Source organism: Pseudarthrobacter raffinosi, assembly GCF_023913835.1.
GTDB lineage: Bacteria > Actinomycetota > Actinomycetes > Actinomycetales > Micrococcaceae > Arthrobacter > Arthrobacter raffinosi.
This window is the reverse complement of record NZ_JAMXBG010000015.1, coordinates 33,898-48,562: the sequence shown is the minus strand read 5'-3', so window position 1 is coordinate 48,562 and position 14,665 is coordinate 33,898. Positions and strand designations below refer to the sequence as shown.

17 protein-coding genes are annotated in these 14,665 nt (G+C 66.2%); 10 read left to right on the top strand and 7 right to left on the bottom strand.

Features of this window, described 5'->3' with window-relative positions; translation table 11 throughout:
* Positions 1-46: 46 nt before the first annotated feature.
* Together NG697_RS14725 and NG697_RS14720 are read right to left on the bottom strand one after the other, a co-directional pair.
* Positions 47-265 (bottom strand): hypothetical protein, encoded by a 219-nt coding sequence (locus tag NG697_RS14725; RefSeq protein WP_252600601.1) that lies wholly within the window; start codon positions 263-265, stop codon positions 47-49.
* Between the two features lie 161 nt (positions 266-426).
* A complete protein-coding gene (locus NG697_RS14720; protein ID WP_252614552.1) occupies positions 427-1,062 on the bottom strand; it encodes a TetR/AcrR family transcriptional regulator in 636 nt (211 codons plus the stop codon).
* Between the two features lie 120 nt (positions 1,063-1,182).
* On the opposite strand from NG697_RS14720, the gene NG697_RS14715 reads away from it, so the two are divergent.
* From NG697_RS14715 to NG697_RS14690, 6 genes are all read left to right on the top strand, one after another.
* A complete protein-coding gene (locus NG697_RS14715; protein WP_252600597.1) occupies positions 1,183-1,506 on the top strand; it encodes a thiamine-binding protein in 324 nt (107 codons plus the stop codon).
* A 56-nt stretch (positions 1,507-1,562) separates the two neighbouring features.
* Positions 1,563-2,240, top strand: a complete 678-nt coding sequence (locus NG697_RS14710; RefSeq protein ID WP_252600596.1) for an O-methyltransferase — start codon at positions 1,563-1,565, stop codon at positions 2,238-2,240.
* 154 nt (positions 2,241-2,394) lie between these two features.
* A complete protein-coding gene (locus NG697_RS14705; RefSeq protein WP_252614551.1) occupies positions 2,395-2,874 on the top strand; it encodes a Dps family protein in 480 nt (159 codons plus the stop codon).
* Positions 2,875-2,895: 21 nt separating this feature from the next.
* Positions 2,896-4,071, top strand: a complete 1,176-nt coding sequence (locus tag NG697_RS14700; RefSeq protein WP_252600592.1) for an acyl-CoA dehydrogenase family protein — start codon at positions 2,896-2,898, stop codon at positions 4,069-4,071.
* On the top strand, positions 4,065-5,474 hold the full coding sequence (locus tag NG697_RS14695) for a bifunctional PIG-L family deacetylase/class I SAM-dependent methyltransferase (protein ID WP_252610735.1): 1,410 nt from the start codon (positions 4,065-4,067) through the stop codon (positions 5,472-5,474). Before NG697_RS14700 ends, NG697_RS14695 begins: the two co-directional genes overlap by 7 nt.
* Before the next feature lies 1 nt (position 5,475).
* Positions 5,476-6,234 carry a glycosyltransferase family 2 protein gene (locus NG697_RS14690; RefSeq protein WP_252600588.1) on the top strand — a complete coding sequence of 253 codons (759 nt, stop codon included), beginning with the start codon at positions 5,476-5,478 and terminating at the stop codon, positions 6,232-6,234.
* A gap of 163 nt (positions 6,235-6,397) precedes the next feature.
* Here NG697_RS14690 and NG697_RS14685 read toward each other — a convergent pair whose 3' ends face one another.
* The 4 genes from NG697_RS14685 to NG697_RS14670 form a co-directional block, all read right to left on the bottom strand.
* Entirely contained in the window at positions 6,398-7,516 is a 1,119-nt protein-coding gene (locus tag NG697_RS14685; RefSeq protein ID WP_252610733.1) for a YihY/virulence factor BrkB family protein, read from the bottom strand.
* 91 nt (positions 7,517-7,607) lie between these two features.
* On the bottom strand, positions 7,608-8,216 hold the full coding sequence (locus NG697_RS14680; RefSeq protein ID WP_252614550.1) for a DUF3618 domain-containing protein: 609 nt from the start codon (positions 8,214-8,216) through the stop codon (positions 7,608-7,610).
* Positions 8,213-8,644 carry a phage holin family protein gene (locus tag NG697_RS14675; RefSeq protein ID WP_252600583.1) on the bottom strand — a complete coding sequence of 144 codons (432 nt, stop codon included), beginning with the start codon at positions 8,642-8,644 and terminating at the stop codon, positions 8,213-8,215. Before NG697_RS14675 ends, NG697_RS14680 begins: the two co-directional genes overlap by 4 nt.
* Entirely contained in the window at positions 8,644-9,594 is a 951-nt protein-coding gene (locus NG697_RS14670; protein ID WP_252600581.1) for a hypothetical protein, read from the bottom strand. The genes NG697_RS14675 and NG697_RS14670 overlap by 1 nt, the downstream gene beginning before the upstream one ends.
* Positions 9,595-9,784: 190 nt before the next feature.
* Between NG697_RS14670 and NG697_RS14665 the strand changes: the two genes are divergently transcribed.
* A complete protein-coding gene (locus NG697_RS14665; protein WP_252614549.1) occupies positions 9,785-10,336 on the top strand; it encodes a hypothetical protein in 552 nt (183 codons plus the stop codon).
* 112 nt (positions 10,337-10,448) lie between these two features.
* Positions 10,449-11,399, top strand: coding sequence for a spermidine synthase (locus NG697_RS14660; RefSeq protein WP_252600577.1), 951 nt, complete (start codon positions 10,449-10,451; stop codon positions 11,397-11,399).
* On the opposite strand, the gene NG697_RS14655 is transcribed toward NG697_RS14660, so the two are convergent.
* A complete protein-coding gene (locus tag NG697_RS14655; protein WP_252614548.1) occupies positions 11,366-12,340 on the bottom strand; it encodes a LysR family transcriptional regulator in 975 nt (324 codons plus the stop codon). The genes NG697_RS14660 and NG697_RS14655 overlap by 34 nt on opposite strands.
* Positions 12,341-12,469: 129 nt before the next feature.
* Between NG697_RS14655 and NG697_RS14650 the strand changes: the two genes are divergently transcribed.
* Together NG697_RS14650 and NG697_RS14645 are read left to right on the top strand one after the other, a co-directional pair.
* Positions 12,470-13,852, top strand: a complete 1,383-nt coding sequence (locus NG697_RS14650; RefSeq protein WP_252600574.1) for an MFS transporter — start codon at positions 12,470-12,472, stop codon at positions 13,850-13,852.
* 59 nt (positions 13,853-13,911) lie between these two features.
* The gene (locus tag NG697_RS14645) at positions 13,912-14,661 is read left to right on the top strand and encodes a 3-hydroxybutyrate dehydrogenase (protein ID WP_252600572.1); all 750 of its coding nucleotides are present in this window, start codon (positions 13,912-13,914) and stop codon (positions 14,659-14,661) included.
* Positions 14,662-14,665 lie beyond the last annotated feature (4 nt).

Below are 14,665 nucleotides of genomic sequence, written 5' to 3'. Positions count from 1 at the left end.
TCGTCAGCACGGCACCGCCACCCTCGTGGTCCGGGCCGTAGGCCGGTCAGGCGGTTTGCTCATCCTCTGGCGACCCGGTCCGGCGGGCGCTTTCCTCGACGGCCAGCTCATACCACGCCTGCGCACCGAATACCGGGGTGGGAGTGTCGAGGTTTTGGTAGAGGGCGTCCAGCAGATTGGCCAGGTCCTCCGCCGCCAGCGACGGCAGGATCTCCTCGGGGCCGCGGGGGTCGTGGATAATCTGGGACAAGTGTGTCTGGTTCATCGGCGGACGATGGCGTTGGACTGGCTGCGCTGGAGGTGTTTCACTCATGCTCCCTCAGAAGATTCAGAGGCTGGCTGCGTAACCTTACCTGAGTCTAATCCAACGTTTGGACACCAACAATGGGGCGCCCGTGGTGGTGGTCCGGCGGGAGGGCGCGGGTGTCAGGTGAACTGTGGACCCTGTAGCTGTGGGGCGGGCAGCGGCACATGCGCGGGCAACGGGCGGTGGGGCCGTTCAGTGCGGATGGCGTCCTCGATCAGTGCCAGCGGGCGGCGCCAGGCGTCGGAACCGGGCTCCATGGTGTCCACGACGCCGATCAGCATGGCGAGCAGGCGGAACATGTCGGTCATGGAAATATCGGAACGCAGGGTGCCTTGACCCTGGCCGCGGCCAAGCAGGACGCTCATGGAATCCATCAGCGAGCCGGTGATGCCGGTGAGGAGTTCGCGGCGGCCCGCAACGGCGCCCAGCAGGTTGGCATCAGCGCTGGCCGCGGCCATGATGGCTTCGAGGACGCGCAGCAGTCCCGCAGTTGCGTCGATGTCCGCCAGCGCGTCCGCCATAACGGGGTCCACGGTCTCGCGGAGCTGCCGGTTGAGGGCGGCCAGGACCAGCTCCTCCTTGTCGGCGAAGTTCCGGAACAGGGTGGCCGGGCCAACACCTGCCGTCAGTGCGATGGTCTGGAGGGGAACCTCGGGACCATGCTCGCGGAAGCACAGGCGCGCGGCCAGGATGATCTTGTCCACGTTCCGGGCAGCGTCTGCGCGTAGTGGCTTGCGGACGACAGCAATGCTCATTCGTTCAGGTTAGCAATGCCGCAGGCAGCCTTCACGGTTACCGGAGGGTAGCAACGTATGTGACGCTTCGCCGGCCTCACCAGACCCGTTTCGGGTTGGGCCACATGGCAGACTTGCCCTATGTTGCTTGCATTTTCAGTCGCCCCGTCCGGTACGCCTGCAGGGGGATCGCGTCCCACCGACGCATCAGTGCACGACGCCGTTGCGGCCGCCGTGCGGATCGTCCGGGAGTCGGGCCTGCCCAACCAGACGGACTCAATGTTCACCACCATCGAGGGCGAATGGGACGAGGTGTTCGACGTCGTAAAGCGCGCCACCGAAGCCGTGGGAAAGTTTGGCAGCCGTGTCTCACTGGTCATCAAGGCAGACATCCGGCCCGGTTATAAGGGCGAGCTCAGCGCCAAGGTGGACCGCCTTGAAGGGGCACTCTCGGACGGCTCCTAGACTGGTGCCTACGCCGAGTCCTAGACCGTCGCGTGCCTGCGTGCCAGACTGTGGCCATGTTTGAGCACAAGACCCAGCCTGGGTGGGTGGCAGTGGAAGACTTCCTCACAACCACGGTGGTGCACCCAGACTCTGCACTTAAGCAGGCGGTGCGCTCCGCCGTCGACGCAGGGATGCCGCCCATTGAAGTTACGCCCAACGCCGGCAAGCTGCTCAAGCTCCTGGTCCAGCTGTCCGGCGCCCGCCGGGTGCTGGAGATCGGCACGCTCGCAGGGTTCAGCACCATCTGGATGGCGCAGGGACTGCCCGACGGCGGCCGGCTGGTGACGTGCGAATACCTCGCCAAACATGCGGACATCGCCAGGGCGAATGTGGAGGCTGCCGGCTTGGGGGACAAAGTTGAGATCCGGGTGGGCGCCGCCCTGGACACCTTGGCCGCGCTGCAGTCGGAGGGCCAGGAGCCGTTCGATTTTGTGTTCATCGATGCGGACAAGGAAAACGACGCCGCGTACCTTGAGTGGGCCGTGCGCATGGGCAGGCCGGGAACCGTGGTGGTCCTGGACAACGCCGTCTGGGAGGGCGCGGTGCTGGATCCTTCCATGGACCAGATCAATGCCCCCGGGATCATCAGCGCCCTGGAACTGCTGGGCCGGCATCCGCAGCTCGATGCCACCGTGATCCAGACGGTCGGGTCCAAAGGCTGGGACGGGTTCGCTCTGGCACGCGTCCGCTAAGTGCTGACCGCAAGCATTTAACCGCAAGCCAGTGACCCCGAGCGGCTGACTTCTGGGCGCAGACTGCATCCGTTCATCCAGAATATTGCTAAGTATGCTTAGAATGACTGTCCGGCCGATGCCTGTCCGGAACCGCCTGCAGTGGAGGAACACGATGAAAGCGTCACCCACCCTTGCCAGCAATCTTCAGATGGTCCTTACGGACCTGATTGAGCTGCATCTCCAGTCCAAGCAGGCCCACTGGAACATAGTGGGCACCAACTTCCGCGACCTTCACCTGCAGCTCGACGAGATCATCGCCAGTGTCCGGCTGTTTGCGGACCAGACGGCGGAGCGGATGCGGGCCCTGCACGCCCTGCCCGACGGACGGAGCCACACCGTAGCCGCAGACACGCGTCTTGCTGAGCTCACCGGCGGCCTGATTTCCACGAAGGACGCCGTCAAACTGGTCACTGCCAGGCTCGAACGGACAGTGCAGACAATGCGGGATGTCCACGATGACGTGGATGAAGAGGATCCCACCAGCGCGGACCTGCTGCATGCCGCCATCGAACGCCTGGAACGGCTCGCGTGGATGGTCAACGCGGAAACCATGACTCCGTCCGCGGCCGTCACCGAACCGGCGGCTAAGTAGGCAGTGCAGAGAGGCGTCAGCGTGACTGCATCATCCCACCAGCCCGTCCGGCTGGTTTCAACTCAAACGGAACTGGCCTGGACGGTTCCCCTGCTCGAGTCCGTGGCGGCCGCATCTGGCGATGTTCCCGCACTTCTGGCCCTGGCCCGGGACTCGGGAAGCCATTGGCCTCAGCCAGGGGACGGACAAACTGCCCGCCTCTGGGAACTGCTCGCTTCCGTCGCGGCGGTGGATATTGCCGCAGGCCGCGTTTTTGAACCGCATATGGATGCCCAAGCGATTCTTGCCCAGACGGGGAACCATCGGGCGGGCGCTGTTCCGGCCGACTGCGCGGGCGCTTGGGGAGTGTTTGCCGCGGAGGGCCCGGGACTCCGCCTCGAGGCCAAGACCGGCGACGCCGGAATTCTGCTGAGCGGGTCCAAGCCGTGGTGTTCACTGGCGCCGCTCCTGGACCGGGCCGTCATCACTGCCTACACCGAAACCGGCGGAAGAGCCGCCTTTGCGGTGGACCTCCGGCATCCGGGAGTGACGTGTGAGGAGTCGGCGTGGGTGGCGCGCGGGTTGCGCGAGATTCCCAGCGGGACTGTCCATTTCAGCCAGGTGCCCGCACAGCAGTTGGGCATCGATAGCTGGTATTTCAGCCGGCCCGGTTTCGCCTGGGGTGGCATGGGGGTAGCAGCCTGCTGGCTCGGGGGCGCCGTGGGCGTGGCGCGGGACTACAAGAACTCCTTGGTCGCCGCAGCTCAGTCCGGCCGCGAACCTGACCAGATCGCGCTGGCTGCCCTGGGCGAGACAGACAGGATCCTCACCGCCGCACTCCAGTACCTGGCGCGAACGGCGGCCCTCATCGACGACGGCCAGCTGTCCAACGACGGCAGCCTGTCCGCCGGGGAAGATACACGGGAGACCGGAGGCGGAAGCCCGGAAGTCAGGGAAGACAGACAGGAGCCAGGGGCACACCCGGCGGCGGACCGGAGCGCGTGGAGCGAAGCGTTACGCGTGCGCGGAACCGTAGCTGCCGCCGTCGAGCGTGTCCTGTCCCTTGTCAGCCGGAACCGGGGACCGGCGCCACTGGCGTTCGACGAACCGTATGCCAAGCGCATGGCGGACCTGGCGCTGTACGTGCGCCAGCACCATGCCATGCGGGACGATGCACAGCTGGGAAAGCTGACGTTGAAGGGGGAGCATCTGTGGTGACCTTCTCGCACACGGACCAGGGGACTGATGAGGCCCGTTGGGCGGCGAGCGGGCTCGCGGCTATGGCGGAGTTGCCCTTGGGGCAGCAGGAATTGGCTGCCATGCGGTTCGTCGTGCTGGCGGCACACCCCGACGACGAGACCCTGGGCGCCGGGGGCCTGCTGGCGCTGCTGCACTCGCTGGGCGCCGACGTCGAGGTGCTGCTGTGCACGGCGGGGGAGGGCTCGCACCCGGACTCGGCGACAACCACGCCTGAACAGCTCGCCGCCGTCCGGCTTGAGGAGTTTGCGGCAGCGATGGGAGTCCTGGGGTTGGCCGGACGCTGGCGTTTCCTCGGGCTGCCGGACCGGGGCCTGCAAGAACTCACGCCGGAAATCGCCGCCCGGCTGCGGGAGGCCGTCGGCCGGCTCCCCGGTCCACCGCAGCACCTGGCAATTGTGGCCCCGTACCGAGACGACGGCCATGCGGACCACAACGCCCTTGGTGCGGTGGCCGCCGACGTCGCCGGCGAAGGTGGGCACGCCCTGCTGGAGTATCCCATCTGGTACTGGCTGTGGGCCTCCCCGGAGGACCCTGCCTGGCGGTCCTGGGCGCGCGTTCCGCTGGGTGCTGATCAGCGGGCGGCGAAGAGGTCCGCCATGGACTCACACGCGAGCCAGATACGTCCGCTGTCCGGGCTGGACGGGGACGAGGTGCTCCTCGGCGAGGGGCTGCTGCAGCATTTCAGGCGCGCTTTTGAGACATTCGCCTGGACGCCGCCCGGGGCCCGCCCGGTCCAATCCCTTCCCCACACCAGCGCGGACGCGCAGCGGATCTTCGACGCCGTGCACGCGAAGTCCGAAGACCCCTGGGAGTACACCACCAGCTGGTACGAGCGGCGCAAGCGCGCGCTCACCCTCGCCGCGCTGCCCCAGGAGAACTACCTGTCGGGCCTGGAAATCGGCTGCTCCATCGGAACATTGACCGCCGAATTGGCCACCAGATGCACCAGGCTGCTTGCCGTGGATGCCAGCAACACCGCGCTTGAGCTTGCGGCCCGGCGGCTCGCGCCGTTCCCCGGGGTTTCCACACGGCAGTTGACGCTCCCCGGTGACTGGCCCGGGGGCAGCTTCGACCTTGTAGTGGTCTCCGAAGTGGGCTACTACCTGTCCGCTGCAGAGTTTGATCTGCTGTTGCAGCGGATCAAGGAATCGATGGCGCCGGACGGCACGCTGCTGCTGTGCCACTGGCGGCACCCGGTTTCCGGATGGGAGCTCGACGGCGACTCGGTCCACGCGCTGGCCCGGAACCGGCTGCGGTGGCCCACCGGCGGTCTGTACCAGGAACGCGATTTTGTGCTGGAAACGCTCGTGGCTCCCGGCGATGCCGGCGATGCCGGCGATCCCGGACCTCCGGTGTCCTGACATGGACAGGATCGCGCAGGTTGCCGTGGTTATTCCGGTCCATAACGAGGAACCCCACCTGGCACGTGCCCTGGCAGCGGTCAGTGCCGCAGCTGATGCCCTGCAGCACAGTCAGCCGGATACAGACGTCGCCATCGTGGTGGTCTTGGACGCCTGCACGGACAGCTCGGGCGCCGTGGCGGCGCATATTGCGGCGGCGGATCGCCGCATCACCCTGCTGCCGGTCGCGTTCCGCAGCGTGGGGAGGAGCCGGCGGGCAGGGATCAACCTGCTCCTCACAGGGCGCCTGCCGGACAGTGCGGGGGCGGACCGACCGCAGACCGCCGGACGGGTATGGCTGGCAAATACCGACGCCGATTCCTGCGTTCCGGAAAACTGGCTCCTGCGCCAGGTGGAACTGGCTGACGGCGGCGCCGATGCAGTCTTGGGAACGGTGGAACCGGATCCGGAGGGCATGGACGGCGAACTCCTGAGGCGCTGGCACGCCCGGCATCCGTTGAGGGAGGAACACCCCCATGTGCATGGTGCGAACTTCGGTGTGCGGGCCTCGGCCTACATTCGCGCTGGTGGCTTTCCCCGTCAGCGCTCGCACGAGGACCGGGCGCTGGCCGCACGGCTGCGCCGCCACGGGTTCCGTATAACGTCCACGGATACGGTGCGGGTCCTGACCTCAGGGCGGACCGAGGCCCGGGCGCCGCAGGGCTTCGGCGCATATCTGCTGGCCCTTGGTATGGAGTCCGCCGTGGCGTTCGAACGCTGAGAAACGGACAAAATGAGGGGGCCGACGACGACTGGGGGGACTGGCCTCGGTCTCAGAAGAGGCCACCTCGCCGCCGACCCCGCCAGACACCCGGGACGTCAAAGGCCCGGGAAAACTGAAGGAATCTGCTGATATTGATCTTCCTCCAAGTGGCGGGCCCTGCCTAGACCCGCTTGACGCCGTTTCGTCCCGTACTGGCGTCCGATCCAGCCTGATCCGGGCCGTTCCCGTGGCGCTCACGCAGCTCGCGGCCGCGCCGGATGTCGTCCTCTTCCTGCTCCTGCATCTTCTCGCTCTTCTTGGTGTCCCGCGGCGGGAGCTGAATGGTTTCTTCGGCCTCGATTCCCGCCTGGAGTTGCCGTCCCCGCTCCATCTCGGCGTCAAATTCTGCCCCGAACAAAAGAGACATGTTCAGGATCCACAACCAGAGCAGCATAACGATCACACCGCCAAGTGCGCCGTAGGTCTTGTTGTAATTGCCAAAGGTGGCCACATAGAAGGCGAAGCCGAGCGAGGCCAGCAGGAAAATAAACAGGGCTATGCCGGAGCCAAGGCTCATCCATCTGAACTTGGGTTGCTTGACGTTGGGAGTGGCGTAGTAGAGCACCGCGATGATGACAATGATGAGTGCCACCATTACCGGCCATTTCGCGATGTTCCAGACAGTGAGGAACGCGCCACCGAGCCCGATCAGGTCGCCGACTGCCTCTGCCACAGGTCCGCTGAGCACCAGCATGCCTGCCAGGAGTGCCACGATGACTACGGCGAGGAGCGTAACAGCCAGCATGGTTCCGCGCAGCTTGACGAATGGACGGCCCTCGTCCACTTCATAGATCCGGTTCATCGCCCTACCGAAGGCGCCAACGTAGCCCGAAGCGGACCACAGCGCTGTTCCCAGGCCAATGACCAGAGTCAATCCTGCCGCCGGCGCGTTCGCCAATTCCTCAACCGGGCCGCTAACGGTATTCACCGTCTCAGCAGGGGCGAAGCCCCGCACGATTTCGAGCAGGGCCGTGGTTGTTTTTTCGGGGTCCCCAAAGAGGCCGATCAGGGAAACGAGCGCGAGCATTGCAGGAAACAAGGACAGCACGGCGTAGTAGGTCAGGGATGCCGCGAGGTCCGGGCACTGGTCCTTGTTAAACTCCCGAAGCGTCTTTTTGGCGATGTACTTCCACGACGGTTTGGTGACGTCGGTGGGGCTGTCCGGTTTCCGGGAGTCGTCGGGTGCGGGAGCGCTGCCCGCCTTGGCGGTGCTGGTTTCGGGTGCATCGTGAGCGGCCATGGTGTGTCCTCTCGGGGTTGGAAAGGGAAAGGCCGGTTCCGCCGGGGGAGGCGGAACCGGCCTGTCTGTGCTGCTGGCGGTGCTGGTGCCGTTACGTGTTCTGGACGTGATCCCTGGCGTCGACAGTGCGGTCCTTGACGTCCGCTGCCGCAACCTGACCTTCGGCCTTAACATGCTCGGCGGCGTCGGCTGCCGTTGCTTTGACGTTTTCCATCGCTTCCCGTGCCGGTTCCTTCAGGCCTTCGGCCATGTCCTTCGCGGCCTCGGTCAGCTGGGTGGTCAACGGTTCGGCGGCAAACTTGAGGGCATCCGCTGCTTCGCGTTCCTTCTCGCTGGCAGGGATCAGTGAGGACAGGAGCAGGCCGGCCCCGAACGCGATCAGGCCTGCAGCCATCGGATTGCCCTGTGTTTTGGCCTTCACCTGGTGCGGAGCGTCACCAATGGCGGCGCCTGCATCGCTGAGTGCATTGCCTGCACTGTCAGTCCGGGCGTGGACTCCGCTGTGCACGCGGTTGGTGACGTCGTCGGCTGTTCCCATGACTCTCTCCTTCACTCCGAAGACGGCGTCTTTCACCTTGTCTGTCTGGCGGTGGACGATGTTAGACGGCGTCACTTTGTCCGCCACCGCGTCCACGTTCGTGCCCAGGCGGGCGCGCGTTGCCTCAATATCTGAACGGATATCGTCCGGGTTGTCGCTCATCGTCTTACCTCACCGGGTTTTAGGGTTGGGGGAATTTCCTGGAGTGTTTCAGCGGTTTGGGGCATGCCCCTCACAGTCTTGAGTTCCTTCCGGCCGATGGAGGCCAGGACGGCGGCGATGACGCCCCAGATGACTGCGACGACGACGGCGGACCAGCCGAGTCCCATCAGCTCGCCTAACGCGATCCAGAGGGCGATCGACAGGAACAGCAGCACGAAGTGGCCAGCTACGCCGGCGCCGGCCAGCATGCCACCTCCCCTGCCTGCCTTGCTGGCGGATTCCTTGAGTTCGGCCTTGGCAAGCTCCACTTCCTGGCGCATCAACGTGGACAGGTCGCGGGTCACCTCACCGAGCAGGTCACCCAACGAGGTGTTGTCCGCCTTCGCGTGCGCCGCCGACGGAGGAGGTTCAGGTATCTGGCTGCTCATCACAGCCTGCCAGCCTGGCCGTCCGCTGAGCGGTCGCGGGTCAGGGGGTCGTTGGCCATAGGATCGTCGGCGAGCTCCCGGTCGGCCAACGGGTCGTCGGCAATGCGGTTGGTCGAGAAGGGCTGTGCCGCGAGTTGGGGGCTGTCGAGAGGACTGGCGGGACGCGAAGGGTCGCCGTAACTGCTCCCCGGCGTGCCGCCGTCGTATCCTGCCGTGGTGGTGGCCGGGCCGGGCAGCTGTACCGGCGGGGGCGGGACAGTCCCACCGGCCGACGGCGTGTAGCCGCTGTCGTATTGACCGCCGGCGCCGTACTGGCCACCGCCGTACTGGCCGCGGGCGCCAGCGTAGTGCGTTGCGGACTCCGGTGCGCCGGCGCTCAGGCTGCGGCTGAGCCGGCCAGCGAGGACGCCAGCCCCGGCCGCGAGAAGCAGGAACGTCCCGGGGCGCTGCCGGGCGAAGCTCTTGACTTCATCCAAGAGCGAGCCCGGGTCCCGCCCGTCCAGCCAGGAGGCTACCGACGAGGAACGCTCCGCGGCCTGGCGGACCAGGTCCGTGGCCACTCCGGGCTGGTCCGATGCACGCGCCATGGCGTGCAGTTCGTCCGAGACTGACCGGAGGCCATTGGCTACCTTCTGCTGCTGGGCGCCTGCCTGCTCCGTGAGATCGGAGCGGGCCTGGTGGAGGAGATCCTTGGCATTCGCCTTCGCCTCTGACGCGACGTTGCCCGCTTCCGTCTTGGCGGTTTCAGCGACGCTTTGCGCGGAATCCGCCGCTGTCCGCGCGACGTCCCCGGCCTCTTCCTTGACAGCATCCTTGCGGGACGTCCCGACGGTGTCGCGCGTCTGTGGCGCTGCTGCGGGGAACGTACTGGGGGCGCGTTCTCCTGTGGTTCCGGGGGTGGCCTGTGGAGCCGGGTAAGCCGAGTCCTCGGGCCTTTGGTTCTCTGTCATCTTCGCTCTCTCTTTCCAAAGAAGGCCGGTTGTTGATTAAGAACCAGCGATACTGGCCGTAAAATAGTAAGCATGGTTACTAACGGAAGGTAAGTACCCTTCCTACCTGAATTTCAAAAGGGGTCCGTATCGCCTGCCGACCCGGCATCGCAGGGACCCCGTCACAACGAAGTGGAAAGGGTGCGTAGTCGTGGATACAACATCGTGGGTTTGGGTGATTGTTGCCGTCGTCGTGCTGGTCCTGATCGTGCTGTGGCTGGTGACCGGGCGTCGCCGTCGGGCCATGGAGCTGAAACGGGACGAATCGCACCGCGAAAAGGCTGCCGAAATGCGCCGGAAAGCCGAGGACATCGAGCTCGATGCGCGTGAGAACGAAGCCCGGGCCACCCGCGCCCGCGCCGACGCAGAGCAAGCGCAGGTGGACGCGGCCAGGCTGAAGCAGGAGGCTGAGCAGAAGACCGACAGCGCCAGGTCGCTCCGGGAGGACGTGGCCGAGCGCACGCAGAAGGCGGACGCGTTGGACCCCGACATAAATCAGGACGGGGACGCGCGTACCGACACGATGCGCACCGACTCCACCCGCACCGACGCCACCCGCACGGAGACGCTTGGGCCGGACCCCGACGCGCATCCGGACGACGCCACGGGCACCGACGCCACGCGGGCGGAGGAACTGCGGCGTGTCCGGGACCGGGCAGACCGGGCTGAGAGGACCGACCGGGACCGGCCGCTCTCAACCTAGCCCTGTTCCCGCAAACCGGCCGTGTTCCCGCCGCCGGGACCGCGACCGTTCCGGACGGCCGGCGCAGGGCAGTCAATTAGGGTTGATCCATGACTGAAGCGGCACACGGGTAATGGCAAAGCGCGGCAAGTCAGCCGGCCGGAACAGCCAGCGTCCGACGACGGGTGTCATCGAGGTGCCCAAGGGCACCCGTCCTGATGGCCCCGTTGAGGGCGTCTACTACATCGATACCGGCGACTGCGAGCTCGTTGCGGACCAGGACAACTCCAACGGGTGGCTCCTGAAGATCAACGGTGTTATGAGCTCCCACATCGACCTCGCCGATCCGCTCTTCCTCGATTTTGAGTACATGCGCTGGATGGCGGCGCTGATTGAGTCACGCTGGCCGCCGAGGTCCGGAAAGGGCGGCGCCAAGTCCGGCGCGCCCGCCGCGGGCGGGACCGAGCGGCTGCGCGGGCTGCACCTGGGCGGCGGGGCCTGTTCCCTGGCCCGGTACTTCCACACCGCCTATCCGGACGCCCGGCAGGTGGTGGTGGAGCTCGACGGCAAGCTGGCCGAGTACGTCCGCGGCTGGTTCGACCTGCCCAAGGCGCCGCTCCTGCGGCTGCGCGTGGGGGAGGCCCGCGAGGTCACCGAGACGCTCACGCCGGACAGTCGCGACTTCATCATCCGTGACGTGTTTGCCGGTTCACTCACGCCGCGGCCGCTCACCACCGCCGAGTTCAATGACCACATCAAGCGGGTCCTGTCGCCGGGCGGCATCTATGTGGTGAACTCAGGCGACGCCCCGGATCTAAGGAATGCGAGGGAAGACGCCGCCGCCATCGCGGCCGCGTTCGCACACACCGTCATCATCGCCGACCCCTCCATGCTGAAGGGCCGCCGCTACGGCAACATGGTGATGGCCGGCAGCGACACCCCGCTGGACGGAGATCCGCAGCTGGCCCGCCGGCTCCTGGGCGGAGCCGTCCCGGCCCACATCTGGAACGACGCCCAAGTGCGGGCCTTCGCCGCGAACTCCCCGGTGCGTCACGACCCGGCAGTGAACGCCTCCGGTGGTTGAGCTTGTCGAAATCCGGGGTTTCGACAAGCGCAACCACCGGAGTTCCTGCCTCGGCCCAGCAGGGCATCCCGGTGCGCCGCCGTCTGGTCGCGCAATGCCTGCACCACAGCGGCCACGGCAGGGCGGCGCATCGAATCGGGTCGCAGCACCATCCAGTAAGGGAGCAATTCGGCGAAGTCGTCGGGGAGCAGCCGGACCAGGTCGCTGTGCAGATTGCCCATGAAGCACGGCAGGAATCCGATGCCGGCGCCCGCGCGGGTGGCCTCCACATGGACAAACACGTTCGTGGACGTCAGCCCTTCGCGCATGGCCGGCACCAGCCGCCGGGGGGCGTCCAGGTCGTCCACCTGCAGCATCGAATCCACAAAGTACACCAGCGGGTGCTCCGTCAGCTCAGCAACGCTCGCCGGCGTCCCGTTCTCGGCGAGGTAGGCACGCGAGGCGTACATCCCCAGCATGTACTCGCCCAGTTGGACGGCTTCGGCCCGGTGGACCTGTGGTTCGCCCACCACCACTTCGATGTCCAGCCCGGAGCGTTGCTGCAGCGCTCGCCGGGTCATCGTCACCACTTCCACGCTCAGTCCCGGGTGTTTCCGGCGCAGCCGTGCCACGGCGGGCGCGGCGATGTAGGCGCTGAAGCCGTCTGTCGCCGTCATGCGCACGACGCCGGTAATCGGGTCCGGTGCCTGGCCTGCCGGTCCCAGCGCACTCACGGCTGCCTCCACCTGTTCGGCGACGCGGACGGCCTCCGTGCCTAGCTCGGTCAGTTCCCAGCCGCCGGCCGCCCGGGCCAGGACGCGGCCGCCGAGCGCCTTCTCCAGGGCGGCTATCCGGCGTGAGACGGTGGTGTGGTTCAGCCCCAACACTTGCGCCGCCGTCGTAAATTTTGCTGAGCGGGACACCGCAAGCAAGACCAAGAGGTCATCGGGATTCGCCTTCATATGTGCAATTGTGCACACAGCAGGTGCTGGATTGGGCATTGAAGGCACAAGTTTGTGCAGTAATACTCAGTGGAGCCATTAGTGCTGTGGATCACAGCGCGTGTCAAAGTGGACACTAAGGAGAAACTCATGAGCGTAGAGCAGCGCTCGGCAGACAATGCCGCCGGATCCGCACCCAAGGGATCCGGGCTTAAGAAGATTGTGGCCGCCTCGATGGTGGGCACGGTAGTGGAATGGTACGAGTTCTTCCTCTACGCCACAGCAGCCACCCTGGTCTTTGGGAAGTACTTCTTCCCCGCCAGCGGCAATGAGCTGGACGGCATTATCCAGGCGTTCATCACCTACGCGGTGGGCTTTGTGGCCCGCCCCCTCGGCGGCATCGTCTTCGGCCAGATCGGCGACAAGCTGGGCCGCAAGCCCACCCTGCAGCTGACCATCGTGATCGTCGGCGTGGCCACGTTCCTGATGGGCTGCCTCCCGGGCTTCGCCGAAATCGGCTACCTGGCACCGACACTTCTGGTGGCCCTGCGCTTCATCCAGGGCTTCGCGCTCGGCGGCGAATGGGGCGGCGCCGTGCTGCTGGTTGCCGAGCACAGCCCCAACAACGCCCGCGGCTTCTGGTCCAGCTGGCCGCAGGCAGCCGTGCCGGTGGGCAACCTCCTCGCCACGCTGGTGCTGTTCGTCATGTCCACCACCCTGAGCCCCGAGGCCTTCCTGAGCTGGGGCTGGCGCGTGGCCTTCTGGCTCTCCGCCGTGATCGTCTTCGTTGGCTACTACATCCGCACCCACGTCACCGAGGCGCCCATCTTCCTGGAGGCCAAGGCCCTCGTGGAGAAGGAACAGGCAGTCAGCTACGGCGTCTTCGAGGTAGTGCGCAAGTACCCCAAGGGCATCCTGCAGGCAATGGGACTGCGCTTCGCGGAGAACATCATGTACTACCTGGTGGTCAGCTTCGCCATTGTCTACCTCAAGAGCGTGCACAAGTACGACACGTCCTCGCTCCTGCTCGCACTCCTGATCGCCCACGTCATCCACTTCCTGGTCATCCCGCAGGTGGGACGGCTCGTGGACAAGCTGGGACGCAAGCCCGTCTACCTGATCGGGTCCATCTCCGGTGCGGCCTGGCCGTTCTTCGCCTTCCCCATGTTCGATACCCGCAACGCCGTGGTGATTGTCCTGGCCGTGACCATCGGCCTCTGCCTGCACGCGTTTATGTATGCCGGCCAGCCCGCCATCATGGCCGAGCTCTTCCCCACCCGGATGCGCTACTCGGGCGTTTCGCTGGGCTCGCAGGTCACCTCGATCTTCGCCGGTTCGCTGGCCCCGCTGCTGGCCACCCAGTGGCTCAAGGACACCGGTTCCTGGCTGCCCACGGCCATCTACCTCGTGGTTGCCTGCGCGATCACTACCGTGGCGGTGCTGAGCCTGAAGGAAACCAAGGGTATCGCGCTGGAGGACGTGGACAAGGCCGACGCCGCCCGCGAGGGACTGCTCCCGGCGGACGCACGCTGAACTGCCTGAGCAGTTCACCGCAGGGAAATTGAGCGCACACGATGGGAAACAGATCTGCAATGGAAAACACACTGAACGGCAGCAAGGCCGTGGTGACCGGCGGCGCCAGCGGGATCGGGGCTGCCTGTGTCCGGGAACTGGCCGCCCGCGGGGCGAAAGTGGTGGTGGCCGACGTCGACTCCGCCGGCGCTGCCGCCCTCGCCGACGAAGTGGGCGGCACCGCCTGGGCCGTTGACCTGCTGGACGTTGACGCGCTCGCCACCCTGAGCCTGGACTGCGACATCCTGGTGAACAACGCCGGGATCCAGAGCATCAGCCCCATCGAAGCGTTCGATCCGGCGGACTTCCGCCGGATCATCGCGCTGATGCTCGAGGCCCCGTTCCTGCTGATCCGGGCCGCGCTGCCGCACATGTATGCCAACGGCTTCGGCCGCATCATCAACGTGTCATCCGTGCACGGAATCCGGGCCTCCCCGTTCAAAAGCGCGTACGTTTCCGCCAAGCACGGCCTGGAAGGGCTGAGCAAGGTGACGGCACTTGAGGGCGGGGGGCACGGAGTCACGTCCAACTGCATCAACCCTGGCTACGTCCGGACCCCGCTGGTCGAGAAGCAGATCGCGGACCAGGCCAAGGTGCACGGTATCCCCGCGTCCGAGGTCCTGGCCAAGGTGATGCTCACCGAGTCCGCCGTGAAACGCCTGGTGGAACCGGAGGAAGTTGCCTCCCTGGTGGCCTGGCTGGCGTCCGATCACGCCGGCATGGTCACCGGGGCCAGCTACGCAATGGACGGCGGCTGGTCGGCGCGGTAGCCGG